Raw genomic sequence first — 22,789 nt, 5'->3', positions numbered from 1 at the left:
GGTGACGTACCGCAATCAGGAGCCACGTCTCGGGAGACCGTACGTGACCCAGCAGGAAATCCCACTGCGTGGCGGCAACGTCAGCACCGTGGTGCGGGTCGGAGACACCGTCCGGCGCAACGTCGGCCCGTGGACCCCCTCGGTGCACGCGCTGCTGCGGCATCTGGAGTACGTCGGGTTCACCGGCTCGCCCCGGGCCCTCGGCATGGACGAACGCAACCGCGAGGTCCTCTCCTACGTCGAGGGGGAGTGCGGCGAGTATCCGCTGGCGCCGCACTGGGTAAGCGACGAGGCGCTGGTCACCGTCGCGACGATGTTGCGGATGTTCCACGACGCCCAGTACGGGTTCAATCCGCCGCGTAGCGCGGTCTGGCGTTCGTTCGGCCCGCCGCCGCCGGACACCGAGGTGATCTGCCACCACGACGCGGCCCCGCACAACGTCATCTGGCGTCCGGACGGCACCCTCGCCCTGATCGACTTCGACCTGGCGTCGCCGGGGGCGCGGATCTACGACGTCGCGTACGCCGCGTGGACCTGGGTGCCGCTCTTCTCCGACCGGGACTCCTACACGCTGGGCTGGCGGCAACCGGACCGGCCGCGCCGGCTACGGCTGTTCGCCGACGCGTACGGGCTGATCCCCCGCGACCGGCACCGGCTGGTCCGGACCATCCGTAAGCGGGTCGTTGACCATGTGGAGGGGATCCGGCGGATGGCCGCCGCCGGAGATCCGGCGTTCGTCCGGATCGTGCACAAGGGCCATCTCCGCCGGCCGATGCGGGACCTGCGGCTGCTCGACTACGAACGACACATCCTGGAGTACGCGTTGCGCTGACCCGCGGCGGGCCGGGGCGGCAGTGGTCCGGGGACAGGTGACGAGTTCTGTCGTCCTCCGGACAGCCGGCGGTGGCTAATCGGTTGATCTGGCCCTGCCTGATCTGGCGATAGTGAAGTGTTCTTCACATGTTGGAAACAACCCGTCACGTGTTGGAAACGGCACGGGCACCCTGCGTGAAACAGCTGCCCAGCAAGCTTCGCGCAACCGGCGAACGGGCGATGCTGCCTCTTGGAGCCGGTTATGTTTCCAACTGAGAGGAGGCAGCGTGCCGGAACTAGATTCTGGTGCCACCGCCTGGATTTTGACTTCAGCCGCCCTGGTGTTGCTCATGACGCCCGGATTGGCGCTGTTCTATGGTGGCATGACGCGGTCCAAGTCCGTGCTCAACATGATGATGATGAGCTTCGGTGCGATCGGCCTGGTCAGCCTGCTGTGGGTCTGCTACGGCTACAGCATCGCCTTTGGCACCGACGTCGGCGGTGTCACCGGTGACCTCTCCATGGCCGGCCTGCGCGGCATGCTCGAGTCGGGCTCCGAGGGCGGCATCCCGGACCTGCTGTTCGTCGTCTTCCAGATGATGTTCGCGATCATCACCGTCGCACTGATCAGCGGTGCGATCGCGGACCGGGCGAAGTTCGGCGCCTGGCTGCTCTTCGCCGGCCTGTGGGCCACCCTGGTCTACTTCCCGGTCGCGCACTGGGTGTGGGGCGGCGGCTGGATCTTCGAGCTCGGCGTCCTCGACTTCGCCGGTGGTACCGCGGTGCACATCAACGCCGGTGCTGCGGCGCTCGCGCTGGCCCTGGTGCTCGGCAAGCGGGTCGGCTGGCCGAAGGACAAGTTCAAGCCGCATAACCTGCCGATGGTCCTGCTCGGCGCCGGCCTGCTGTGGTTCGGCTGGTTCGGCTTCAACGCCGGCTCCGCAGTCGCCGCCGACGGTGCCGCCGCGGTCGCCTTCATCAACACCCAGGTGGCCACCGCGGCCGCCGTGCTGGGCTGGATCGTCGTCGAGTGGTTCCGTGACGGCAAGCCGACCACCCTCGGCGCCGCCTCCGGTGCCATCGCCGGTCTGGTCGCCATCACCCCGGCCTGTGCCTTCCTGGAGCCGCTCGGGGCGATCGCGCTCGGCATCATCGCCGGTGTGGTCTGCGCCCTGGCGGTCGGCCTCAAGTACAAGCTCGGGTACGACGACTCGCTCGACGTGGTCGCCGTGCACATGATCGGCGGCATCATCGGTTCGCTGCTGATCGGCTTCCTGGCCGTCGAGGTGCTGGCCGGAGAGGGCAACGCCGGACTCATCTACGGCGGTGGCATCGACCTGCTCGGTCTGCAGGCGCTCGGTGTGGTCGCGGTGCTGGTCTACTCGTTCGTCGTCGCCTACATCATCGGCTTCGCGATCGAGAAGACCATCGGCTTCCGGGCCAGCGCCGACGCCGAGGTCGAGGGCATCGACACCGCCGAGCACGCGGAGAGTGCCTATGAGTTCGGTAGCACCTCGGGTGGCGGGTTCGCCGCCGCCGGCATCGGGAAGGCGCCCGCCGGTTCGGGCGAGTCCGCACCGGTCAGCGAGAAGGTCGCCGGTTAACGTTCCCTGATGGAGGGGTTAGACATGAAACTGGTGACCGCGGTCATCAAGCCGTACCAGCTCGACGCGGTCAAGGAGGCCCTGCACGCCCTCGGCGTCGCCGGCCTGACCGTGAGCGAGGTCCAGGGATACGGACGCCAGAAGGGCCACACCGAGGTGTACCGGGGTGCCGAGTACACCGTCGAGTTCCTGCCGAAGATCCGGATCGAGGTGCTGACCGACGAAATCGACGTCGAGAAGGTCGTCGATGCGGTCGTCACGGCGGCCCGTACCGGAAAGATCGGCGACGGCAAGGTCTGGGTGACGGCCGTCGAGGACGTCATCCGGGTCCGCACCGGCGAGCGTGGTCTCGACGCGCTCTGAGTCGGCGAGCCCACCCAACCGGTAGGGAGAACACATGACCGACGGAGTCGGGGTCCGGCAGCGTCCTGCGGCCGGCCCCGGCCCGTCGCTGTCCGACGGCATCGGTGCCGCCGCCCGCGTGGACCGGGCGGCGGCACTCGATGTCTGGCTGACCTCGCTGATGCCGGCCGGGCTGGCCGGGATCGCCCTGGTGGCGGTCGGCGGACTCGGTCGGTTGCAGTGCTCCCCGTACAGCGATCTCGACCTGGTGCTGCTCCATCGTGGCGTCGCCGGGATGGACGAGATCGCCGCCCGCCTCTGGTACCCGATCTGGGACGCCCGCCTCGGGCTGGACCACTCGGTGCGTACCCTGCCGGAGGCGCTGTCCGTCGCCCACGACGACGTCAAGGTCGCGCTCGGCCTGCTCGACGCCCGGCACGTCGCCGGCGACCGGCAACTCACCGCCGAGTTGCAGGCCGCCGCGACCGACCAGTGGCGGCGCACCGCCGTCCGCCAACTGCCGGCGCTGCGCGAGGTCACCGAGGCCCGCTGGCGGACCCACGGCGAACTGGCCTTCCTGCTGGAAGGCGATCTGAAGGAGGCCGCCGGCGGGCTGCGCGACGTCGGGATCCTGCGCGGCATCGCCCTGGCCGGCATCGCCGACAGCATGCGTCCGGCCGCCCGCGCGGCCCATCTGCGGCTGCTGGACACCCGCGACGCGCTGCACGTCGCCGTCGGCCGGCGGGTGGACCGGCTGGTGGCCCAGGACCGCGCCACCGTCGCCGGGCTGCTCGACCTGGACGATCCGGACACCCTGCTGCGCCGGGTCGCCTCCGACGCGCGCACCATCACCCACGCCCTCGACGACGCCTGGCGCAGCGCCGACCGGCTGCGCTCCGGCCGGCGGCGCGGCGGCGGCCCGCCGGTGCGTCGGCCGGTGGCCCGCGACGTCGTCGAGCACGACGGTGAGCTGGTCCTCGCCCGGACCGCGATCGGGGCCCGCCCGGACCCCAGCCTGTCGCTGCGGGTCGCCGCGGCCGCCGCCACCAGCCGGCTACCGATCGCCCGGGCGACCTGCGAGTGGCTCGCCGCGTACTGCCCGCCGCTGCCGGCGCCGTGGCCGGACGCGGCCCGGGCCGCGCTGATCACCCTGCTCGGTGCCGGTCCGGGTCTGGTGCCCACCTGGGAGACCTGCGACCGGTACGGGCTGGTCGACGGCTGGCTGCCGGAGTGGCCCCGGATGCGCAGCCTGCCGCAGCACAACCCGGTGCACCGGTTCACCCTGGACCGGCACCTGGTTCAGGCGGCGCAGGAGGCGACCGGGTTCACCCGCGAGGTGGACCGGCCCGACCTGCTGCTGCTCGGTGCCTTCCTGCACGACGTGGGCAAAGGGCTGCCCGGCGACCACAGTACGGTCGGCGCCCCGGTGGCGGCGCGGATCGCCGCCCGGACCGGGCTGCCGCCGACCGACGTCGACATGATCGACAAGCTGGTCCGGCTGCACCTGCTGCTGCCGGAGGTGGCCACCCGGCGTGACCTCAGCGATCCGGTGACGATTTCCCAGGTCGCTGCTGCGGTGGGCGACACCACCACGCTCGGCCTGCTGCACGGGCTGGCCCGCGCCGACGCGCTGGCGACCGGTCCGGCGGCCTGGTCGGACTGGAAGGGACGGCTGATTGCCGAACTGGTCCGCCGAGTACACACCGCGCTGGACACCGGGGTGCTTCCCGAGCCACCGAGACCCGATCCGGCGCTGGTGGCGGGTCCGCTACCGGCCGTACACATCGATGGTGGCGACCGGGTCGCGGTGGCCGCCGCGGACCGGCACGGCCTGCTCGCCGCGGTCGCCGGCTGCCTGGCCCTGCACCGGCTGGACGTGCTGACCGCCGACGCCTCCACGGTCGACGGGCGGGCGTTGGTCGAGTTCCGGATCCAGCCCCGGTACGGCACCCCGCCGGACACCATCGCGCTCACCGCCGACCTGCGGCGGGCGGTCACCGGTGACGTCTCGGTCACCCAGCGGCTTCGGGGCCGGGCACTCGCCGCCCGCCGGGCGGGGGCCGATTCCCGGGTGGTGTGGCACCGGGAGGCCGCCACCGACGCGGTGGTGCTGGAGCTGCGGGCGGCCGACTCGGCCGGCCTGCTCTACCGGGTGACCAGCGCGCTCGACGAGGCCGGCGCCCAGGTGCGGGCGGCCCGGATCTCCACCCTGGGTGGCGACGTGGTCGACGCCTTCTACCTGGTGGGGGTCGGCCCGGACGACGCCGAGCGGGCCCGACTCGAAGCCGCGGTGCTGGCCGCCGCCGGATGACCGGGCGGCGCAGCGGCGGAGCCGGGTGCCGGAGTGGCGAAAGCGGTCGGCTGATGCGGGCGGTGGAGTGGCAGAAGCGGTCGGTACGGACGGCGGCTAGGCTTGCCAGGTCGGGCGGAGTCCCGTCCCGACACCGCCGTGAGTTGCCCTGCCGGATCGACATACAGGATGTTGCGTCGTGTTTGACACTTTGAGTGATCGACTGTCCGGGATCTTCGGCAAGCTCCGGGGCAAGGGTCGGCTCACCGACGCCGACATCGACGCGACGGCCCGGGAGATCCGGCTGGCGCTGCTGGAGGCGGACGTCGCGCTGCCGGTGGTGAAGGCGTTCATCGGCCGGGTCAAGGAGCGCGCCCGTGGCTCCGAGGTCTCCCAGGCACTCAACCCGGCCCAGCAGGTCATCAAGATCGTGCACGAGGAGCTGGTCGGGGTCCTCGGCGGCGAGCAGCGCCGGCTTCGGTTCGCCAAGCAGCCGCCGACGGTGATCATGCTGGCCGGGTTGCAGGGTTCCGGCAAGACCACCCTCGCCGGCAAACTGTCCAACTGGCTCAAGGCGCAGGGGCACCAGCCGCTGCTGGTCGCCGCCGACCTGCAACGCCCGAACGCGGTCGGCCAGCTGCAGGTCCTCGGCGAGCGGGCCGGGGTCGAGGTGTTCGCCCCGGAGCCCGGCAACGGGGTCGGCGACCCGGTGGCCGTCGCGAAGGCGTCGATCGAGCACGCCCGCCGGTCGGCGCGCGACGTCGTCATCGTCGACACCGCCGGCCGGCTCGGCATCGACGCCGAGATGATGGCCCAGGCCGCCGCGATCCGCGACGCGGTCGCCCCGGACGAGGTCATCTTCGTCATCGACGCGATGGTCGGGCAGGACGCGGTCCGCACCGCCGAGGCGTTCCGCGACGGCGTCGGCATCACCGGCGTGGTGCTGTCCAAACTCGACGGCGACGCGCGCGGTGGTGCGGCGCTGTCCGTCCGGCAGGTCACCGGCGAACCGATCCTGTTCGCCTCCACCGGGGAGAAGCTGTCCGACTTCGACGTCTTCCACCCGGACCGGATGGCCAGCCGGATCCTCGGCATGGGCGACGTGCTCACTCTGATCGAGCAGGCCGAGCAGGCCTTCGACGCCGATCAGAAGGAGAAGATGACCGCCAAGCTGATGGGCGGCGAGCAGTTCACCCTGGAGGACTTCCTCGACCAGCTCATCGCGGTGCGCCGGATGGGGCCGATCGCCAACGTGCTGGCCATGATGCCCGGCATGGGGCAGATGAAGGACCAACTGGCCGAGGTCGACGACAAGCACTTCGACAAGGTCACCGCGATCATCCGCTCGATGACGCCCGGGGAGCGGAGCAACCCGAAGATCATCAACGGGTCGCGCCGGGCCCGGATCGCCAACGGCTCCGGGGTCACTGTGATGGACGTCAACCAGCTGCTCAACCGCTTCGCCGAGGCGCAGAAGATGATGAAGCAGATGGGCGGGATGATGGGTCTGCCCGGTGGCGGGCGGCGCAAGGCGACCAAATCGCCGAAGAACAAGCGCAAGGGGAACAAGGGCGGTAACCGTGGCGGCGGTGCCCGCCAGCGCGGCGGCGGGGTGCCGGCCGGCTTCCCGGGCGGTATGCCGCAACTGCCGCCCGGTCTCGACCCGAACGCGCTGGGCGGCGGCGACGGTCTGCCGCCCGGCTTCAAGCTTCCCAAGATCGACTTCAACAAATTGAACAAGCGGGAGAAAGGCTGAGCGCCGTCGACCCCGCAACCGTGCCGCTGCACGTCCGCGGGGTCGTACTGCCCGAGGACCGGACCCGGGACCTGTGGCTGGTCGGTGACCGGGTGACGCTGCACCCGGTGCCCGGCGCGACCACCGTGGTCGACGGCGGCTTCATCCTGCCCGGCTTGGTCGACGCGCACTGCCACCTCGGGATCGCCCGGGGCGGGACGCCGATCGGCTCGCTCGACGACGCCCGCCGGCTGGCCGGGGTCGATCGGGACGCCGGCGTACTGGCGCTGCGCGATGCCGGGTCCCCGTACCCGTACCCGCAACTCGACGACGAACCGGATCTGCCCCGGCTGGCCCGTGCCGGCCGGCACGTCGCGCCGCCCCGGCGCTATCTTCGCGACATCGGCGTCGAGGTGCCAGCGGAGCGGTTGTCCGACACGGTGGCCGAGCAGGCCAGGGCGGGCAACGGCTGGGTCAAGTTGGTCGGCGACTGGATCGAGCGGTCCGCGGGGGACCTCGCCCCGGCCTGGTCGGCGGAGGCGATGACCGACGCCATCGCCACCGCGCACCGGGCCAACGCCCGGGTCGCCGCGCACACCTTCGACGAGGAGGCGGTACGGATCCTGGTCCGGGCCGGGGTCGACTCGGTCGAGCACGGCACCGGGCTGAGCCCGGACCTGATCGACGAGATGGCCCGCCAGCGGACCGCGCTGATCCCGACGATGATCAACATCGCGACGTTCGGCGGGATCGCCGACCGGGCCCGGGAGAAGTTCCCCCGGTACGCCGCCCACATGATCAGCCTGCGGGACGGGTTCCCCGAGGTGGTACGCGCCGCGCACGAAGCCGGCGTACCGGTCTTCGTCGGCACCGACGCCGGTGGCGGCATCGCCCACGGCCGGGCCGCCGACGAGATGCTCACCCTGCACACCGAGGCGGGCATGCCGGCCGAGGCGGTGCTGGCCGCCGCCTCCTGGGGCGCCCGGGACTGGCTCGGCTTCCCCGGCCTGGTCGAGGGCGGGCTCGCCGACCTGGTCGTGTATCCGGCGGACCCGCGCGCCGACCTGCGGGTGGTCCGCGCACCTGAGCGGATCATCCTGCGTGGGCGGGTGCTGCGCTGAGCTGGCCGCTGGTCTCGCGCTCACCGTGACGGCCGGTGCTGCGCTGACCCGTCGGCGGCGGGTGCGTCGCGCAGCCGCCACCGCCGGCGCATAGGATGTCCGGTCATGGCCCGCGTGCTCACACCTCGTGCGGAGGACTTCCCCCGCTGGTACCAGGATCTGATCGCCAAGGCGCAGCTCGCCGACAACGGACCGGTGCGCGGCACCATGGTGATCCGGCCGGCCGGGTACGCCATCTGGGAGCGAATGCAGTCCGAGATGGACAACCGGATCAAGGCGGCTGGCGCGGAGAACGCGTACTTTCCGCTGTTCATCCCGGAGAGCTACCTGCGCCGCGAGGCCGAGCACGTCGAGGGCTTCTCACCGGAGCTCGCGGTGGTCACCCACGGCGGCGGCAAGCAACTCGCCGAGCCGGTGGTGGTCCGGCCGACCAGCGAGACGGTGATCGGCGAGTTCATGGCCAAGTGGGTCGACTCCTACCGGGACCTGCCGCTGCTGCTCAACCAGTGGGCCAACGTGGTGCGCTGGGAGCTGCGCCCCCGGGTGTTCCTGCGGACCAGCGAGTTCCTCTGGCAGGAGGGGCACACCGCGCACGCCGACGAAGCCGACGCACGGGCGTACGCCCGACGGATCCTGCACGAGGTCTACCAGGACTTCATGGTCAACGTGCTCGGCATCCCGGTGCTGGTCGGGCGTAAGACCGCCCGGGAGCGCTTCGCCGGAGCCACCAGCACGTACACCCTCGAAGGGATGATGGCCGACGGCAAGGCGCTGCAGCTGGGCACCTCGCACGAGCTCGGGCAGAACTTCGCCCGCGCGTTCGACATCACCTACACCTCCGCCGAGCGGGCCGTCGAACACGCCTGGACCACCTCCTGGGGGGTCTCCACCCGGATGCTGGGCGGGCTGATCATGGTGCACGGCGACGACAACGGGCTGCGGGTGCCGCCACGGCTGGCCCCGGTCCAGGCGTACGTCATGGTGGTCAAGGCCGGCGACGGGGTCGCCGAGGCGGCGGCCAAGCTGCGCGGCGCGTTGCGTGACGCCGGCGTTCGGGTCGGCCTGGACGACCGGGTGGACACGCCGTTCGGCCGCCGGGCTGTCGACGCCGAGCTCAAGGGATACCCGGTACGCGTCGAGGTCGGCCCGCGCGACCTGGCCGCCGGCAACGCGGTGCTGGTCCGGCGTATCGACGGGTCGAAGACCCCGGTGCCGGTCGCCGACGTGGTCGGCGCGGTCCGCGACGCCCTCGACGCCGACCAGCAGCGGCTCTACGACCAGGCGCTGGCGCTGCGTCAGACGCGCACCGTCGAGGTCGGCACCCTCGCCGACGCCGTCGCCGCCGCGGCGACCGGATGGGCCAGGGTGCCGTGGTCGGTGGTCGGCCCGGCGGGTGAGGCCGAGGTCAACGCGCAGGGCGTCACCGTACGCTGCCTGCTGCGTCCGGACGGCTCGGTGCCCGACTCCGACGACGAGCCCGACCTGGTCGCGGTGCTGGCCCGCTCGTACTGACGCCCTGCCCTGCCGTTCGTGGGCGGTGTCGCTGTCGTTGGGCATGGTGAGCGAGGGAGATGAGCATGCGGTTTCAGCCCGGTCAGTTGATCATGCATCGGAATGTGCGGCGCGGGCGTCTCGGCTGGGTCCGTCCGGCCCGGGTCGTCGTCGACGACGAGCGGGGCCTGCTGGTCTGGGTCGACCGGGGCTCGCCGGTGGTCAACGAGGTGGCCGACGACGGCCGTGGCATGCGGGCGATGCCGTTCACCGAGTGGATCACCCGGTCGTACCGGATCAAGCACGGCCGCTGGCTCGGCCCCCCGGTGCTGAAGTTCCTACCCGCCGGAGCCGCCCACTCGGTGTGGTGGTTCCGCGACGACGCCGGGAACTTCCTCAACTGGTACGTCAACCTCGAAGAGCCCGGCGTGCGCTGGGCCGACGGCGACCTCGCCGGGGTGGACGTGGTCGACCAGGACCTGGACGTGGTGGTCCGCCCGGACCGCAGTTGGGTCTGGAAGGACGAGGAGGAGTTCGCCGAGCGGCTCGCCTTCCCGGAGCACTACTGGGTGCGTGACGAGGCGGCGGTACGGGCTGAGGGACGGCGAGTGATCAAAATTGCCGAGGCGGGTGATTTTCCGTTCGACGGCACCTGGTGCGACTTCCGGCCGGACCCGGCCTGGACGCCGCCGGCCGAGCTGCCGCCCGGCTGGGACCGCCCGCCGGCAGCAGGCTGACCGCCGGGCACCGGACTGGCCGGCGACCCACCGGGGCCACCGGGTGTGGCGGTACGCCGCGGGTCTGGCACAATAGCGTGTTGGTATCCGGTACGTGTTCGGCGCCCTCTACCCGGGCACGTCGCCAGTCCACCCGAGCTGCCTCTGGCCCAACCCCACTGTGCCGGTCGGCGTTCACCCGCGCACCGCCCTCGGGGGCCGGTGAAGATCGCAACAGGAGCGAACAAACCGTGGCCGTAAAGATCCGGCTTCTGCGGATGGGCAAGATCCGCAACCCGCAGTACCGCATCGTCGTCGCCGACTCGCGTACCAAGCGCGACGGGCGGGCGATCGAGTTCGTCGGGATCTACCACCCGAAGGAAGATCCGTCGGTCATCGAGGTGACCTCGGACCGTGTCCAGTACTGGCTCTCGGTCGGCGCCCAACCGAGCGAGGCCGTCCAGCGCCTGCTGGAGAAGACCGGCGACTGGCAGAAGTTCAAGGGCCTGCCCGCCCCGCCACCGCTGCTGGTGGCGCCCGAGCGGGCCGACCGCAAGGCGGCGTACGAGGCGGAGGCCAAGGCCGCTGCGGGCGTCGCGGACACGCCGACCAAGCCGGCGAAGAAGGCCGAGAAGAAGGCCGAAGCGAAATCCGGGACGAAGGCCGAAGCGAAGTCCGAGCCGGCGGCTGCCGAAGCGCCGGCCAAGACCGAGGAGCCCACCGGTGCCGGCTCCGGCGAGCAGGCCTGACATGGTCCTCCGGCCCGCGCTGGAGCACCTGGTCAAGGGGATCGTCACCCACCCCGACGACGTACGGGTCCGGCTGGTCGACTCGCGCCGGGGCAAGCGCCTGGAGGTACGGGTGCACCCGGAGGACCTCGGCACCGTGATCGGCCGCGGCGGGCGCACCGCCAAGGCGCTGCGTCAGGTGATCGGTTCGATCGGCGGGCGTGGTGTGCGGGTCGACATCGTCGACTCGTACTGATGCTGTTGATCGTCGGTCGGATCGGCCGACCACACGGAATCCGTGGCGAGGTCACGGTCGAGGTCCGGACCGACGAACCGGAGATCCGGTTCGCCGCCGGATCGGTGTTGATCACCGATCCGGCGGCGGTGCCGGCCGCCCGCGAACCGCAGCAGCCGCCACCGCCCGGCGCGACCCTGGTCCGTGTCCCTGACCGGTTGACCATCGAGGCGGTCCGCTGGCATCAGGGCCGACCGTTGGTGCAGTTCGCCGGGGTTGTCGACCGCGACCTTGCCGAGGCGTTGCGGGGCGTACTGCTCTGCGTGGACAGCAGCGAGATCGCCACCCCGGAGGATCCGGACGAGTACCACGATCACCAATTGGTCGGCCTGTCGGCGGTCACGCCGTCCGGTGAGGCTCTCGGCGAGGTGGCCCGGATCGACCATGCGCCCGCATCCGATCTGCTGGTGCTCCGCCGGCCGGGCGGCGGGTCCGCCCTGGTGCCGTTCGTCCGGGCGATCGTGCCGGAAGTGGATCTCGCCGGTGGACGGGTGGTCGTCGACGCCCCACCCGGCCTGCTCGACCTGTGAGCGCCCCGATGCCGTCCGGCGCGGCGGCGCTGCAGGTAGACGTCGTCACCATATTTCCGGACTATCTGGCGCCGCTGGACCTGTCGCTGATCGGCCGGGCGCGCCGGGCCGGCCTGCTCAGTGTCGAGGTGCACGACCTGCGCCGCTGGACGCACGACGTGCATCGGACGGTGGACGACACTCCGTACGGCGGTGGTGCCGGAATGGTGATGCGCCCGGAGCCGTGGGGTGCGGCGTTGGACGAGTTGGCCGCTGCCGGACGGCCGCCCGCGCGGCTGGTGGTGCCGACCCCGGTGGGGGAGCGGTTCGACCAGGCGATGGCGCAGCGGTTGGCCGCCGAGCCCCGACTGATCTTCGCCTGTGGCCGCTACGAGGGGATCGACCAGCGGGTGATCGACGAGGCGGCGGCAGCGCTGCCGGTGACCGAGGTGTCCCTCGGTGATTTCGTCATCTTCGGCGGCGAGGTCGCCGTGCTGGCCATCCTGGAGGCGGTGACCAGGTTGATTCCCGGAGTGCTCGGCAACGCCGGATCGCTCGTCGAGGAGTCCCACTCGGACGGGTTGCTGGAGGGGCCGGTCTACACCAAGCCGCCGCAGTGGCGAGGACGCGAGGTGCCGGAGATACTACGATCGGGCGATCACGGCCGGATCGCCCGGTGGCGGCGAGATCAGGCGCTGCTCCGTACGGCGTCGCGTCGGCCGGATCTGATCGCCGGACTGCCTGCCGGAAAACTCGACAAAAAAGACATTGCGCTGCTGGTGGCGGCCGGATTTCAACTGCCGGCCGGTGATGTGGCAGAGTAGTGGGGTTGCCGCAGACGGGCATGCGTGTCCGGCTGCGAGGATCCCGCCAGCGGGAAGGCATCGAACGTTGAGGCATCGAGCGTTCCGGCCCGGGATCAGAATCATCCATCCGCGCACCGCGAGACGGTGCGCCTTGAGTAGCCCAAGGATGCAGCGATGAACACGCTGGACGCTCTTGACGCCCAGTCGCAGCGGACCGACCTTCCGGACTTCCGCGCCGGTGACACGCTCAAGGTGCACGCCCGGGTCGTCGAAGGTAACCGTTCCCGGGTGCAGGTCTTCCAGGGCGTGGTGATCCGCAGGCAGGGTGCCGGCCTGCGGGAGACCTTCACTGTCCGCAAGATCAGCTTCGGTGTCGGAGTCGAGCGGACCTACCCGGTCAACAGCCCGGCCATCGACCGGATCGAGATGGTGACCCGTGGTGACGTCCGTCGCGCCAAGCTGTACTACCTGCGGGAACTCCGTGGCAAGGCCGCCAAGATCAAAGAGAAGCGGGAAAAGCAGGTCAGCTGAGCCCGCTGATCCCGGTTCCCGATCTCAGGACTGCCGCTGGGAGCTTTCGCCAACTACCCTTGCGGTAGTGACCGATGGGGAGCGCTACGTCCGCGGCGATCGTCGCGGCGGCGGGAGTCAACTGTGCTACCGCTCGTGGCGCCTGACGAGAGGCGCCGTGGGCGGTAGCGCCGTGTCTCGGGACCGGGGAGATGCGTAGCGTGTATCAACAAGGAGACCAGGATCAGTGGCAGCGGCGGGCCGCGTCGGGCGCGCGCTCGCAGCGCAACCGTCGGGACGGCCGGTCGGTGGCACGCCCGCGTCGGTCGGGCCGGTCCGGCATGCAGATGGTGCAGCGCCGGCGTCGGCAGATGCCACTGTGGCAGGAGTTGCCGCTGTTGCTGGTGGTGGCCTTCTGCCTGGCGGTATTGATCCGCTCCTTCCTGCTGCAGGCGTTCTTCATCCCGTCCGGCTCCATGGAGGACACGCTGCTGGTCGGTGACCGGGTGTTGGTCAACAAAGTTGTTTACGACGTCCGGGATCCGGTGCGCGGCGAGGTCATCGTCTTCCGGGGCACCAACGACTGGGCACCGGAGCCCACCGACGACCCGGACCTCGGTTTCGTCGCTAAACTCGGCCGCACCGTTGGCGATCTGGTCGGGGTTGGTCGACCGGGTGAGAAAGACTTCATCAAGCGGGTCATCGGCGTGCCGGGTGACCGGATTCGTTGCTGCGACGACCAGGGCCGGTTGACCGTCAACGACCAGCCGCTGGACGAGGCCGGCTACGTCCTGGAGGACTCGCCGCTGGACGTCCCACCGAGCCCAGGTGAGTGCCGATCCCGGCAGTTCGCTGAGGTCGTGGTTGAGCCTGGACAGCTGTTCGTGATGGGCGACCATCGACTGGTCTCACAGGACTCCCGCTGCCAGGGCCCGGTGCCGATCGACAACGTCATCGGTCGGGCCTTTGTGATCGTCTGGCCCCAGGACCGCTGGGACGGACTGTCCGTGCCGGACACCTTCGACAGCCTGCCGCCGACGGCTCCGACCCCGGCGGCGGTCGACCAGCCGGCGGACGTTCCGGAGACCTCCGGTGACCTGGTGATCGTGCTACCGGTGATGATTCCGCTACTTTTTGCTTCGCGCTCCGTGCCGCTGTTCTCAGCCAGACGTCGTAGGCTCCGGTTGTGATCGACGAGCAGACCGAGAAGAAGCCCAGTTCCTTCTGGCGCGAACTACCGATCCTGTTGGGTGTGGCGGTCCTCGTCGCGGTCCTGGTCCGGGCGTTCGTCCTGCAGACCTTCTACATTCCGTCGCCGTCGATGGAGCACACCCTCGACATCAACGACCGGGTGCTGGTCAACAAGGTCGTCTACCACTTCCGATCGCCCGAGCGCGGCGAGATCGTCGTGTTCCGGGCGCCACCGGAGTGGAGCAGCAACCCGGACGGTGAGGACTTCATCAAGCGGATCATCGGGGTCGGTGGAGACCGGGTCGAGTGCTGTGACGCCGAGGAGCGGTTGATCATCAACGGCCAGCCGCTGGACGAGCCGTACATCTACTCCGAGGGCGGGATCAGCGATCCCGCCGCGGTCGGTCCGTTCGACATCACCGTGCCGGAAGGACGGCTCTGGGTGATGGGCGACCATCGGTCGGCCTCGGGCGACTCGCTGGAGCACTGGGACCGCAGCGGCGACATCGACTACGCGACCATCTCCGAGGGCGCCGTGGTCGGCCGAGCGTTCACCGTCTTCTGGCCACTGGACCGGGCCACCTGGCTCACCGTGCCGGAGCCGTTCGAAACCGTTCCGAGTTCGGGACCGTGACCGGTCGGTCCACGCCAACCCGGACGGTGCGCTCGGCAGCGGCTGCGGCCCACCTGTCGTGCCGGCCGGCTTGTTCTCCTACTCTGGTCGGGTGACCGACGCGGAGCTGACGGTGGACCGCGCGCCGGAGCCGGCGCGCAACCGGTACGCGGCCCGGGTCCTGCTCGTCGACTCTGCGGGTCGTGTGTTGCTGCTACGCGGGTGCGATCCGGCCCGTCCCGGACACCGGTACTGGTTCACCCCCGGCGGTGGACTGGAGTCCGGCGAGAACCCGGTCGACGGCGCGGTCCGCGAGTTGGCCGAGGAGACCGGCCTGCGCGTGAAACCTACCGAGTTGGGCGCGCCGGTCTGGCGGGAAACCGTCGAGTTCCCGTTCGACGGCTGGTGGTACCGCCAGGAACAACACTTCTTCCTGCTGCGGGTGCCCAACTGGCAGGTCGACACAAGCGGGTTCGACGACATCGAACGCCGTACGATCGACGCCCATCGGTGGTGGTCGGTCGGTGAGCTCGCGACCACCCGGGAACGGGTCTATCCGCCGGAGCTGCCGACCCTGCTGCGCCGGCTGACGGGAGAGGCCGAACTGTGCTGACTCCACCGCGTACCGTGGTGCGTCGCGACGCCGGGCTCTATGCGTTGGAGCAGGCTCTGCGGCGGCGCGGGTTCGCCCATGTGGCCGGCGCTGACGAGGCCGGCCGGGGTGCGTGCGCCGGGCCGCTGGTGGCGGCCGCAGTGGTGCTCGCGCCGGGCCGCCGGGGCGAGATCGACGGACTGGCCGATTCGAAGTTGCTCACCCCGGCGGCGCGGGAGCGGGTCTACGCCTCGGTTCGTGACCGGGCACTCGCCCACCGGATCGTGGTCGTATCAGCCGACGAGATCGACCGTCGGGGCCTGCACGTGTGCAATCTCGCCGCGATGCGCCGGGCACTGGCCGGGCTCAGCCCCGCACCTGAGTACGTGTTGATCGACGGGTTCGGCGTTGACGGGCTCGGTGCGCCCGGGCTCGCGGTGTGGAAGGGCGACCGGGTGGCAGCTTGCGTGGCGGCGGCCAGTGTGCTCGCGAAGGTCACTCGGGACCGGTTGATGGTCGAGCTCGACGGGCGGTTCCCGGGTTACGGCTTCGCCGAGCACAAGGGCTACGCCACCGCCGAGCATCAGGCCGCGTTGAGTCGGCAGGGGCCGTGTGTCGAGCACCGGTTCTCGTACGCCAACGTGGCGGCCGCCTCGGGCCGGTCCGCGAGTCCACCCCGCTCCCGCCGACCGGCCGCTGAAGCTGGCCGGGCCGATGGAACCGGCTCGGCCGAGATCGGCATCCGTGAGCCGATGGGGCGTCCGGACCCCATCCGGGGTACCGTCGGCGTGGCGTTGGACGAGCAGCTTCGCCAACCGGCGCTACTGGGGAAAGATGTGGTCATGGAAGGCGGATGGCGATGAGCGCCGAGGATCTCGAGAAGTACGAGACAGAGATGGAGCTGCAGCTCTACCGGGAGTACCGCGACATCGTCCGCCAGTTTTCGTACGTCGTCGAGACCGAGCGTCGCTTCTACCTGGCGAACCAGGTCGACCTGCACGTGCGCAATTCTGACGGCGAGGTGTACTTCGAGGTCGAGATGCACGATGCCTGGGTGTGGGACATGTATCGTCCTGCCCGTTTCGTGAAGAACGTCAGAGTAATGACGTTCAAAGATGTAAATGTGGAAGAGTTGGACAAGCCGGAAATCTCACTACCGGCAGATTCCGGATTCAGCGGCTGACATCAATGGCCGGTCCATAGCAGATCGACTGCGGCGAGTTCCGTTTTCCACAGCTGAGCCAGCATCCACAGCCTGTCGTCCGCACATCGAGGCCGTACCCCGGTCGGGTGCCAGCCTGTCGGCATGAGATTCCTGCTCCTGCCGATACTGGTCGCGGCGATCCTGTTCAGCACTGCGCCCGCAGTCCCCGCCACGGTGTCGGTCGCCGCTGCCAAACCACAACCGACCGGGTCCGCGCGCCCAGCCGCAGACCCGCGTTTCCACCTGCCACTGGCCGGCGCCGTCACGCTGAGCCGCCGATTCGACCCGCCCCCGGTGCCCTGGGGGCGCGGACACCGGGGCGTCGATCTCACCGCTGACGTCGGTGCCACCGTGTACACCGCCGGAGCCGGTACGGTCAGCCACTCCGGTCGGATCGTCGACCGGGGCGTGGTCAGCATCAGCCACCCGGGTGGATTCAGGACCACATACGAACCCGTGGACGGCTGGCTCGCTGTCGGCACTGCGGTCAGCGCCGGCCGTCCGATCGGCGCCGTCACCGAAGGCCATCCAGGCTGTCCTGCCGACGCGTGCCTGCACTGGGGCCTGCGGCTGACGGACGGCAGCTACCTCGATCCGTTGCTGTTGCTCGGCAACGGACGTGTCCGCCTGCTGCCGCTCGGGTCAGCCGGCCCGGTGTAGCAGCGCGGGCAGCAGCTCCGCGAGCCGGTCGTAGTCTGCTGCCCGGTTGTAGACCTGAGCGCAGATTCGCAACCACGCCCGATCGGACCACCAGGCGACCGACACCTCAGTGGCCAGGTCGTCGGCGATCCGACGACGCAGCGCGGCCGCTGCGACAGCGCTGTCGGCCACGCCGGTCGGTAGCGGGACCAGGCGCATGGCCAGCTGGGCCGACTCCGGTCGGTGCGGATCGGGTACCGGCAGCCGCTGCGGCGGGACCCCTAGCGCGTCGGCGATGGTCCGCTGGCCGTAACCGACCAGTGCGGCGTTGTGCGCTCGGACCCGGTCCAGGCCGAGGCTGCGCAACGCGTACAGGCCAGCCGGCGCAGCCAGCCACGCGGTGTAGTCGCGGGTGCCCTGCCACTCCACCCGCGACGGGAACCCGGATTCCTGCTCCCAGGAGACTCCCAGCGGCTCAAGCCGTTCCCGCCATCGGGGCGCGACCGCCAGCAGCGCCGTGCCGCGCGGCGCGAACGCCCACTTGTGCAGGTTGCCCACCCAGAAGTCGGCGCCGATCCGGTCGACCTCGACCGCCAGCATCCCCGGTACGTGGGCGGCGTCGACCAGGACCGGTACGCCGGCGTCACGGGCCACCGGGACCAGCTCGGCGACCGGAAACACCTGCGCGGTCGACGAGGTGACCTGGTCGACCACGAGTAGTCGGGTCCGGCCCGGCCGGAGCGCGGCGCGCAGCCGCTCGACGACCTCCTCGGCCGGTGCCCCCAGCGGCACCGCTACGACTCGTACCGTCGCGCCAGTACGCCGGCACTCCCGCTCGACCGAGAGCGCGACCGCGCCATACCCGTGGTCGGTCAACAGCACCTCGTCACCGCTACCCAGACGCAGCGTCTGCAGCACGGTAGCGGCGGCGACGGTGATGTTGTCGACCAGTGCGGCGCATTCCGGGTCGGCGCCGAGGAAAGCGGCCAGATGGCGGCGGGTGTGGCCGATCCGATCCAGCAGACCCTGGGTGAAGAACCGCTGCGGGTCGGCCTCCATCTCGTCGCGTAGCCGCTGCTGCACCCGCTGTACCGAGACCGGGACCGCGCCGAACGCGCCGTGGTTGAGGTGGGTGACCGCTGGGTCGAGGGAGAACAGCATCCGTGCGCCGGGTAGCGGTTCGGGTGGGGCCAGGCCGCCGCTCATCAGATGCCTTCCGTGGATACTCCGGCCGTCCGGCCGGGGAGGAAACGGACTCCTGCGGAGCAGGACAGGGGAAGTCGATTCGTCGCCGAGGCGGATCGACGTCCAGTACCCGCGCGCCAGGGCACCCGGCGTGCGGACAGGTGTGCTAACGAGGCGTTGCCCTTCCGACGACAACCAAGCCGGTCGGCCTACCTCCGGGCTGGTGGGAAGTAACGTCTGTGGAGTCTGTGTAAGACCGATGGGCGGTACTCTGTCCCTTGCCGTTGATTCGGGTCGGCTGTGGTCGGCGAAGCAGAGAACTCGACCCGTGAGGGTCGAATCTCCCTGCTTCAGCAGGGGGGAGATGCCAACGGCACATTCTAGGCGAGCCGTCTCGGCCCGGTCCGGCGAGCGGCCCCTCCCCGGGCCGGCAGCCTCAGGCCCGCGGATGTGCCTGCCGGTACGCCGCCCGCAATCGCTCCACCGACACGTGGGTGTAGAGCTGGGTGCTGGCCAGCGAGGCGTGCCCGAGCAACTCCTGGACCGACCGCAGGTCGGCGCCACCCTCCAACAGGTGGGTGGCCGCCGAGTGGCGCAGTCCGTGCGGGGTGACGCGGGGTAAGCCCGCGTCGCGGGCAGCCGCGGCGACGATCCGGCGCACCACCGTGGCCTGGAGCCGGCCACCCTTCGCGCCGAGCAGTAGCGCCCCGCCGGAGCGGGGCGACTCGAGCGTCGGTCGCCCCCGGGCCAGCCAGTCGTGGATTGCCGCCCCGGCCGGCACCCCGTACGGCACGGTCCGCTCCCGGCCGCCCTTGCCCAGCACCCGGAGTACCCGTCGGCCCGGGTCGAGGTCGGCGAGGTCGAGCCCGCAGAGTTCGCTCACCCGGACCCCGGTCGCGTACAGCAGCTCCAGGACCAGCCGGTCGCGCAGCCGCAGCGGGCCGTCCGGACCGGTGCCGGTCGGTTCCCGGGTCTGTTTCCCGGCCGGCTGAGCCTCCGAGTCGGTGCCGTCGCCGTCCGGCATCAGCTGCGCGGCCTGCTCGACCCGCAGCACCGCCGGCAGCGTCCGGTGCGGTCGAGGGCTGGCCAGCGCCGCACCGGGATCGGCTCTGGTCAATCCGGTTCGGTGCGCCCAGCCGCTGAAGGCACGGGCGGCCGCCGCCCGCCGGGCCAGCGTGGCGCGGGCGGCGCCGAACGTCCGTTGCCGAGCCAGCCAGCTGCGCAACACCGTGATGTCGAGTCCGGCGGGTGAGTAGACCCCCATCCGGGCGGCGTGGTCGAGTAGCGACACGACGTCACCGACGTACGCCCGTACGGTGTGGGCCGAACGGTTGTCGACCAGAGCGAGGTGCCGCGCGAAGGCGTCCACGGCGTCGCGCAGGCCGGACGGCAACCCGGCGTGCCGCGCGGCGGTGCCCCGGCTGCCGTCGTCGCTCATCCCCCGACCGTCGGCCCGGCGGCCTGATCGGTCAAGTCGCCACGCCGACCGACCCCGGTGGCGGACCGGGGCGGCAACCGGTAACGCCCATCCGCGCCGGTGAGCAGGCCTCGGGCCTGCAGAGCGGAGACCTTACGCATGGCGGTGCGGATGTCGACGCCGGCTCGGCCGGCCAGCTCGTCCAGGTCGACCGAGCCACGGCCGGGAACCGCTTCCAGGACCCGCGCCGCCTGGGGGTCGAGCGAGTCACGGGGACGCTCGGGCCCGCGTGGTGGTGGTGCGAGGTCGATACCGATCCGGCCGATCTCCTCCTGCACGTGGGCGACCCCGGCGACGAGCCGGGCCTGCGGGTGGTCGCGCAGAATCTCGTGACAGCCGACCGACACGGCGGAGGTGATCGGCCCCGGCACCACCATGGTCGCCCGGCCCAGGGCCAACGCGCGCCGGACTGTCTGGGCGGCTCCGCTACGGGCACCGGCCTCGACCAGCACGGTCCCGGCCGTCGCGGCGGCTATCAACCGGTTGCGGGTGAGGAACCGGTGCCGCAGCGGCTCGGCGCCGGGCAGCCACTCACTGACCAGCAGCCCGGACTCGGCGATCTGGTCGAACATCGCGGTGTTGCCGGCGGGGTACGGCCGGTCGATCCCGCAGGCCAGCACCGCTACCGTGCAGCCGCCAGCGGCGAGCGCACCGCGATGGGCGCAGGCGTCGATGCCGTACGCACCTCCGGAGACGATCGTCCAACCCTGCTCGGCAAGGCCGTGGCCGAACTCCATGCTGACGTGACGTCCGTACTCGCTGGGTGCCCGGGAACCGACCACGGCGACCGAACGGGCCAGCGCCTCGGCGAGCGGCCGTGGCCCGCGTACCCACATGGCCAGCGGTGGCGCACCGTCGCGGGAACCCCGGTAACCGGCACCGCCCGACCCGCCGTCGGGGCGACGGGCCAGCCGGGTCAGGTCCTCGACCTGGCGCGGCCAGTCCGGATCCTCCGGCGTCACCAGCCGGGCGCTGACCCGCGCCGCCCGGTCGAGAGCGGCGGCGGCCACCTGCAGCGGATCGGCGGTCGCCAGCCGCGCGGAGCTCGCCGTCCGGGTCGGTTCGTCCGGACTCCACCCGCCGCGTAGCCGGGCCAGCGCCTCGACCGGACCGACCGCCGCCACGAGCCGGTGAACGGCTTCGTTTCCGGGCTCGGCGAGCCAGGTCAACGCGATCCGGGCCAGCCGGCTGCCGGCCGGTTCGGTGCCCGGCATCACAGCTCGCCCGTCCGCAGCTGGATGGCTTCGTCGATGTCGGTCGAGTCCGGCCGGGACCGTCCGTCCAGGTCCGCGATTGACCAGGCGAGTCGCAGAATGCGGTCGAAGCCGCGGGCGGAGATCGCCCCGACGTCCAGCCGCCGCCGCAGTGCGGCGGTCTCGCCGGCGGCCAGCCGCCACGGCGGGCGTCGTAACGCGGGCCCGGGGACCACCGAGTTGGTCCGCCAGCCCTGGCCGGCCCAGCGCTGCCGGGCGGCCTCACGGGCGGCGGCCACCCGGGCGGCCACCGTCGCGGTCGGTTCCGCCGGCGGCTGGTTCGTCATCAGGTCCACGGCCCGCAGCGCGGTGAGGCTCACCTGCAGGTCGATGCGATCCATCAGGGGACCGGACAGCCGGTTGCGGTAGCGGCGCCGTACCACGGGCGGGCACTCGCAGAACTGATCGCCCGCCGGCCGGGCGCACGGGCACGGATTGGCCGCGAGCACGAGCTGGCACCGGGCGGGGTACTCGGTGACCCCCAGGGCACGGGTGATCAGCACCCGCCCCTTCTCCAGCGGCTGCCGCAACGAATCCAGCACCCGGCTGTGGAACTCGGGTGCCTCGTCGAGGAACAGGACACCATGATGGGCCAGTGAGACCGCGCCGGGGCGGGCCAGCCCGGAACCGCCGCCGACCAGCGATGCGACGGTCGCCGAGTGGTGCGGGGCCTGGAACGGCGGTCGGCGTAGCAGGGCGCTGCCCGGTGGCAGCACTCCGGCGATCGAGTGCAGCGCGGAGACCTCCAGCGCCGCCGTGTCGTCCAACGGCGGCAGCAGACCGGGGAGCCGTTCCGCCAGCATGGTCTTGCCGGCACCGGGCGGCCCGATCAGCGCCAGGTGGTGGCAGCCGGCGGCGGCGATCTCCAGGGCCCGCTTGCCGAACGCCTGCCCGGCGACGTCGGCGAGGTCCGGACCGGCCTGGACGACGCCTGGCTTCGGTGGCGGGGGATCGAGCAGCTCGTCGGCGCCGCGGATGAACGCGATCAGCCGGTGCAGCGTGTCGACGGCCTTGACCCGCACCCCCGGCACCACCGCCGCCTCGGCCGCGTTGGCGGCCGGCACCACCACCTGGGTCACCCCGGCCCGGGCCGCTGCCACCACCATGGGCAGCAGGCCGCGCACCGGCCGTACCGTGCCGTCCAGGCCCAACTCGCCGAGCAGCGCCACACCGTCGACCGGGGCAAGCGGCAGCTCTCCGGTGCCGCCGAGCAACGCGGTGGCCACTGCGAGATCGAACCCCGAACCGATCTTGGGCAGCGTCGCCGGTAGCAGGTTGACGGTGATCCGCCGGCTCGGCCAGTGCTGCCCGGAGTTGACGATCGCGGCGCGTACCCGGTCCCGTGCCTCGTGCAGGGTGGTGTCCGGCAACCCCGAGATGATCACTGCGGGGAGCCCGGCGGCGAGGTCGGCCTCCACCTCCACGAGATGCCCGGTGACGCCGACCAGGCCGACGCAGAGCACCTTCGCGTAGCTCATCGTCCGGTCTCCAGCGGTCGGTCGTCCTCCGTGGATGGTGGTGGTCGGTCGTCGGCGCGCGGCGGGCGATGGATGTCGTTTCTCATGGCACGACGGTGGCTGTCCACGACCGGGCCGCCGGGCCGGGCAGGTGCGCGCCTGTGGACGAAGGTCCCGCTGTGGACAACGCGGAAACCGGTTGACGCCGGCTGCTAGGC

At 71.3% G+C, this 22,789-nt stretch carries 23 protein-coding genes; 19 read left to right on the top strand and 4 right to left on the bottom strand.

Translation table 11 applies throughout. The features are described 5' to 3' along the window. Nucleotide 1: 1 nt before the first annotated feature. From ACFHWU_RS08930 to ACFHWU_RS08840, 19 genes are all read left to right on the top strand, one after another. Entirely contained in the window at nt 2–832 is an 831-nt protein-coding gene (locus tag ACFHWU_RS08930) for a phosphotransferase (RefSeq protein ID WP_416553102.1), read from the top strand. A gap of 331 nt (nt 833–1,163) precedes the next feature. Then, a complete protein-coding gene (locus ACFHWU_RS08925; protein WP_416553100.1) occupies nt 1,164–2,417 on the top strand; it encodes an ammonium transporter in 1,254 nt (417 codons plus the stop codon). Nucleotides 2,418–2,441: 24 nt separating this feature from the next. Then, nucleotides 2,442–2,780 carry a P-II family nitrogen regulator gene (locus ACFHWU_RS08920; protein ID WP_199757473.1) on the top strand — a complete coding sequence of 113 codons (339 nt, stop codon included), beginning with the start codon at nt 2,442–2,444 and terminating at the stop codon, nt 2,778–2,780. Nucleotides 2,781–2,814: 34 nt separating this feature from the next. Next, a complete protein-coding gene (locus tag ACFHWU_RS08915; RefSeq protein WP_416590263.1) occupies nt 2,815–5,070 on the top strand; it encodes a [protein-PII] uridylyltransferase in 2,256 nt (751 codons plus the stop codon). 178 nt (nt 5,071–5,248) lie between these two features. Beyond that, on the top strand, nt 5,249–6,805 hold the full coding sequence (gene ffh, locus ACFHWU_RS08910) for a signal recognition particle protein (protein ID WP_416553096.1): 1,557 nt from the start codon (nt 5,249–5,251) through the stop codon (nt 6,803–6,805). Nucleotides 6,806–6,825: 20 nt separating this feature from the next. Beyond that, nucleotides 6,826–7,905: an amidohydrolase family protein gene (locus ACFHWU_RS08905; RefSeq protein WP_416590262.1), complete on the top strand. Its 1,080-nt coding sequence runs from the start codon at nt 6,826–6,828 to the stop codon at nt 7,903–7,905. Between the two features lie 105 nt (nt 7,906–8,010). After that, a complete protein-coding gene (proS, locus tag ACFHWU_RS08900; RefSeq protein WP_416590261.1) occupies nt 8,011–9,417 on the top strand; it encodes a proline--tRNA ligase in 1,407 nt (468 codons plus the stop codon). A 65-nt stretch (nt 9,418–9,482) separates the two neighbouring features. Then, complete coding sequence (locus tag ACFHWU_RS08895; RefSeq protein WP_416553090.1) at nt 9,483–10,133, top strand: DUF402 domain-containing protein; 651 nt, start codon at nt 9,483–9,485, stop codon at nt 10,131–10,133. A gap of 230 nt (nt 10,134–10,363) precedes the next feature. Next, nucleotides 10,364–10,861, top strand: coding sequence for a 30S ribosomal protein S16 (gene rpsP, locus ACFHWU_RS08890; RefSeq protein WP_416553088.1), 498 nt, complete (start codon nt 10,364–10,366; stop codon nt 10,859–10,861). Further along, entirely contained in the window at nt 10,836–11,096 is a 261-nt protein-coding gene (locus tag ACFHWU_RS08885) for an RNA-binding protein (protein ID WP_199757474.1), read from the top strand. The genes rpsP and ACFHWU_RS08885 overlap by 26 nt, the downstream gene beginning before the upstream one ends. A 2-nt stretch (nt 11,097–11,098) precedes the next feature. Further along, the gene (rimM, locus tag ACFHWU_RS08880; RefSeq protein WP_416553162.1) at nt 11,099–11,665 is read left to right on the top strand and encodes a ribosome maturation factor RimM; all 567 of its coding nucleotides are present in this window, start codon (nt 11,099–11,101) and stop codon (nt 11,663–11,665) included. 29 nt (nt 11,666–11,694) lie between these two features. Continuing rightward, a complete protein-coding gene (trmD, locus tag ACFHWU_RS08875) occupies nt 11,695–12,468 on the top strand; it encodes a tRNA (guanosine(37)-N1)-methyltransferase TrmD (RefSeq protein ID WP_278174412.1) in 774 nt (257 codons plus the stop codon). A gap of 156 nt (nt 12,469–12,624) precedes the next feature. Next, on the top strand, nt 12,625–12,981 hold the full coding sequence (rplS, locus tag ACFHWU_RS08870; RefSeq protein WP_416553086.1) for a 50S ribosomal protein L19: 357 nt from the start codon (nt 12,625–12,627) through the stop codon (nt 12,979–12,981). 320 nt (nt 12,982–13,301) lie between these two features. Then, nucleotides 13,302–14,150, top strand: coding sequence for a signal peptidase I (gene lepB, locus ACFHWU_RS08865; RefSeq protein WP_416590288.1), 849 nt, complete (start codon nt 13,302–13,304; stop codon nt 14,148–14,150). Beyond that, the gene (gene lepB, locus ACFHWU_RS08860; RefSeq protein ID WP_416553084.1) at nt 14,147–14,785 is read left to right on the top strand and encodes a signal peptidase I; all 639 of its coding nucleotides are present in this window, start codon (nt 14,147–14,149) and stop codon (nt 14,783–14,785) included. Before lepB (ACFHWU_RS08865) ends, lepB (ACFHWU_RS08860) begins: the two co-directional genes overlap by 4 nt. 91 nt (nt 14,786–14,876) lie before the next feature. After that, nucleotides 14,877–15,377, top strand: a complete 501-nt coding sequence (locus ACFHWU_RS08855) for an NUDIX hydrolase (RefSeq protein WP_416553082.1) — start codon at nt 14,877–14,879, stop codon at nt 15,375–15,377. Further along, the gene (locus tag ACFHWU_RS08850) at nt 15,371–16,219 is read left to right on the top strand and encodes a ribonuclease HII (RefSeq protein ID WP_416568481.1); all 849 of its coding nucleotides are present in this window, start codon (nt 15,371–15,373) and stop codon (nt 16,217–16,219) included. Before ACFHWU_RS08855 ends, ACFHWU_RS08850 begins: the two co-directional genes overlap by 7 nt. Beyond that, a complete protein-coding gene (locus ACFHWU_RS08845) occupies nt 16,216–16,539 on the top strand; it encodes a DUF2469 domain-containing protein (RefSeq protein ID WP_123604412.1) in 324 nt (107 codons plus the stop codon). Before ACFHWU_RS08850 ends, ACFHWU_RS08845 begins: the two co-directional genes overlap by 4 nt. Nucleotides 16,540–16,662: 123 nt before the next feature. After that, nucleotides 16,663–17,220 carry a M23 family metallopeptidase gene (locus tag ACFHWU_RS08840; protein ID WP_416568480.1) on the top strand — a complete coding sequence of 186 codons (558 nt, stop codon included), beginning with the start codon at nt 16,663–16,665 and terminating at the stop codon, nt 17,218–17,220. On the opposite strand, the gene ACFHWU_RS08835 is transcribed toward ACFHWU_RS08840, so the two are convergent. The 4 genes from ACFHWU_RS08835 to ACFHWU_RS08820 all read right to left on the bottom strand — a co-directional run bounded on the left by ACFHWU_RS08835 (nt 17,203) and on the right by ACFHWU_RS08820 (nt 22,592). Next, the gene (locus tag ACFHWU_RS08835; protein WP_416590260.1) at nt 17,203–18,405 is read right to left on the bottom strand and encodes an aminotransferase class V-fold PLP-dependent enzyme; all 1,203 of its coding nucleotides are present in this window, start codon (nt 18,403–18,405) and stop codon (nt 17,203–17,205) included. The two genes, ACFHWU_RS08840 and ACFHWU_RS08835, sit on opposite strands and share 18 nt — an antisense overlap. Before the next feature lie 415 nt (nt 18,406–18,820). Beyond that, a complete protein-coding gene (locus ACFHWU_RS08830; RefSeq protein WP_416553074.1) occupies nt 18,821–19,822 on the bottom strand; it encodes a tyrosine recombinase XerC in 1,002 nt (333 codons plus the stop codon). Next, nucleotides 19,819–21,075, bottom strand: coding sequence for a DNA-processing protein DprA (gene dprA / locus ACFHWU_RS08825; RefSeq protein WP_416568477.1), 1,257 nt, complete (start codon nt 21,073–21,075; stop codon nt 19,819–19,821). The genes ACFHWU_RS08830 and dprA overlap by 4 nt, the downstream gene beginning before the upstream one ends. After that, a complete protein-coding gene (locus tag ACFHWU_RS08820) occupies nt 21,075–22,592 on the bottom strand; it encodes a YifB family Mg chelatase-like AAA ATPase (protein WP_416590259.1) in 1,518 nt (505 codons plus the stop codon). Before ACFHWU_RS08820 ends, dprA begins: the two co-directional genes overlap by 1 nt. Nucleotides 22,593–22,789 lie beyond the last annotated feature (197 nt).

It is taken from the genome of Micromonospora sp. LOL_015 (assembly GCF_048060275.1).
Classification (GTDB): Bacteria; Actinomycetota; Actinomycetes; order Mycobacteriales; family Micromonosporaceae; genus Micromonospora_E.
Note: the sequence above shows the minus strand (reverse complement) of the source record. Positions and strands in the feature narration are given on the sequence as shown.

Bases quoted from the DNA above. Each gene is read 5' to 3' on its own strand.
- ACFHWU_RS08925 (WP_416553100.1), top strand. From the start codon at position 1,164: ATGACGCCCGGATTGGCGCTGTTCTATGGTGGCATGACGCGGTCCAAG.
- ACFHWU_RS08920 (WP_199757473.1), top strand. From the start codon at position 2,442: ATGAAACTGGTGACCGCGGTCATCAAGCCGTACCAGCTCGACGCGGTC.
- ACFHWU_RS08915 (WP_416590263.1), top strand. From the start codon at position 2,815: ATGACCGACGGAGTCGGGGTCCGGCAGCGTCCTGCGGCCGGCCCCGGC.
- proS (WP_416590261.1), top strand. From the start codon at position 8,011: ATGGCCCGCGTGCTCACACCTCGTGCGGAGGACTTCCCCCGCTGGTAC.
- ACFHWU_RS08895 (WP_416553090.1), top strand. From the start codon at position 9,483: ATGCGGTTTCAGCCCGGTCAGTTGATCATGCATCGGAATGTGCGGCGC.
- rplS (WP_416553086.1), top strand. From the start codon at position 12,625: ATGAACACGCTGGACGCTCTTGACGCCCAGTCGCAGCGGACCGACCTT.
- lepB (WP_416590288.1), top strand. From the start codon at position 13,302: ATGCAGATGGTGCAGCGCCGGCGTCGGCAGATGCCACTGTGGCAGGAG.
- ACFHWU_RS08845 (WP_123604412.1), top strand. From the start codon at position 16,216: ATGAGCGCCGAGGATCTCGAGAAGTACGAGACAGAGATGGAGCTGCAG.
- ACFHWU_RS08840 (WP_416568480.1), top strand. From the start codon at position 16,663: ATGAGATTCCTGCTCCTGCCGATACTGGTCGCGGCGATCCTGTTCAGC.
- ACFHWU_RS08835 (WP_416590260.1), bottom strand. From the start codon at position 18,405: ATGAGCGGCGGCCTGGCCCCACCCGAACCGCTACCCGGCGCACGGATG.
- ACFHWU_RS08830 (WP_416553074.1), bottom strand. From the start codon at position 19,822: ATGAGCGACGACGGCAGCCGGGGCACCGCCGCGCGGCACGCCGGGTTG.
- dprA (WP_416568477.1), bottom strand. From the start codon at position 21,075: ATGCCGGGCACCGAACCGGCCGGCAGCCGGCTGGCCCGGATCGCGTTG.
- ACFHWU_RS08820 (WP_416590259.1), bottom strand. From the start codon at position 22,592: ATGAGCTACGCGAAGGTGCTCTGCGTCGGCCTGGTCGGCGTCACCGGG.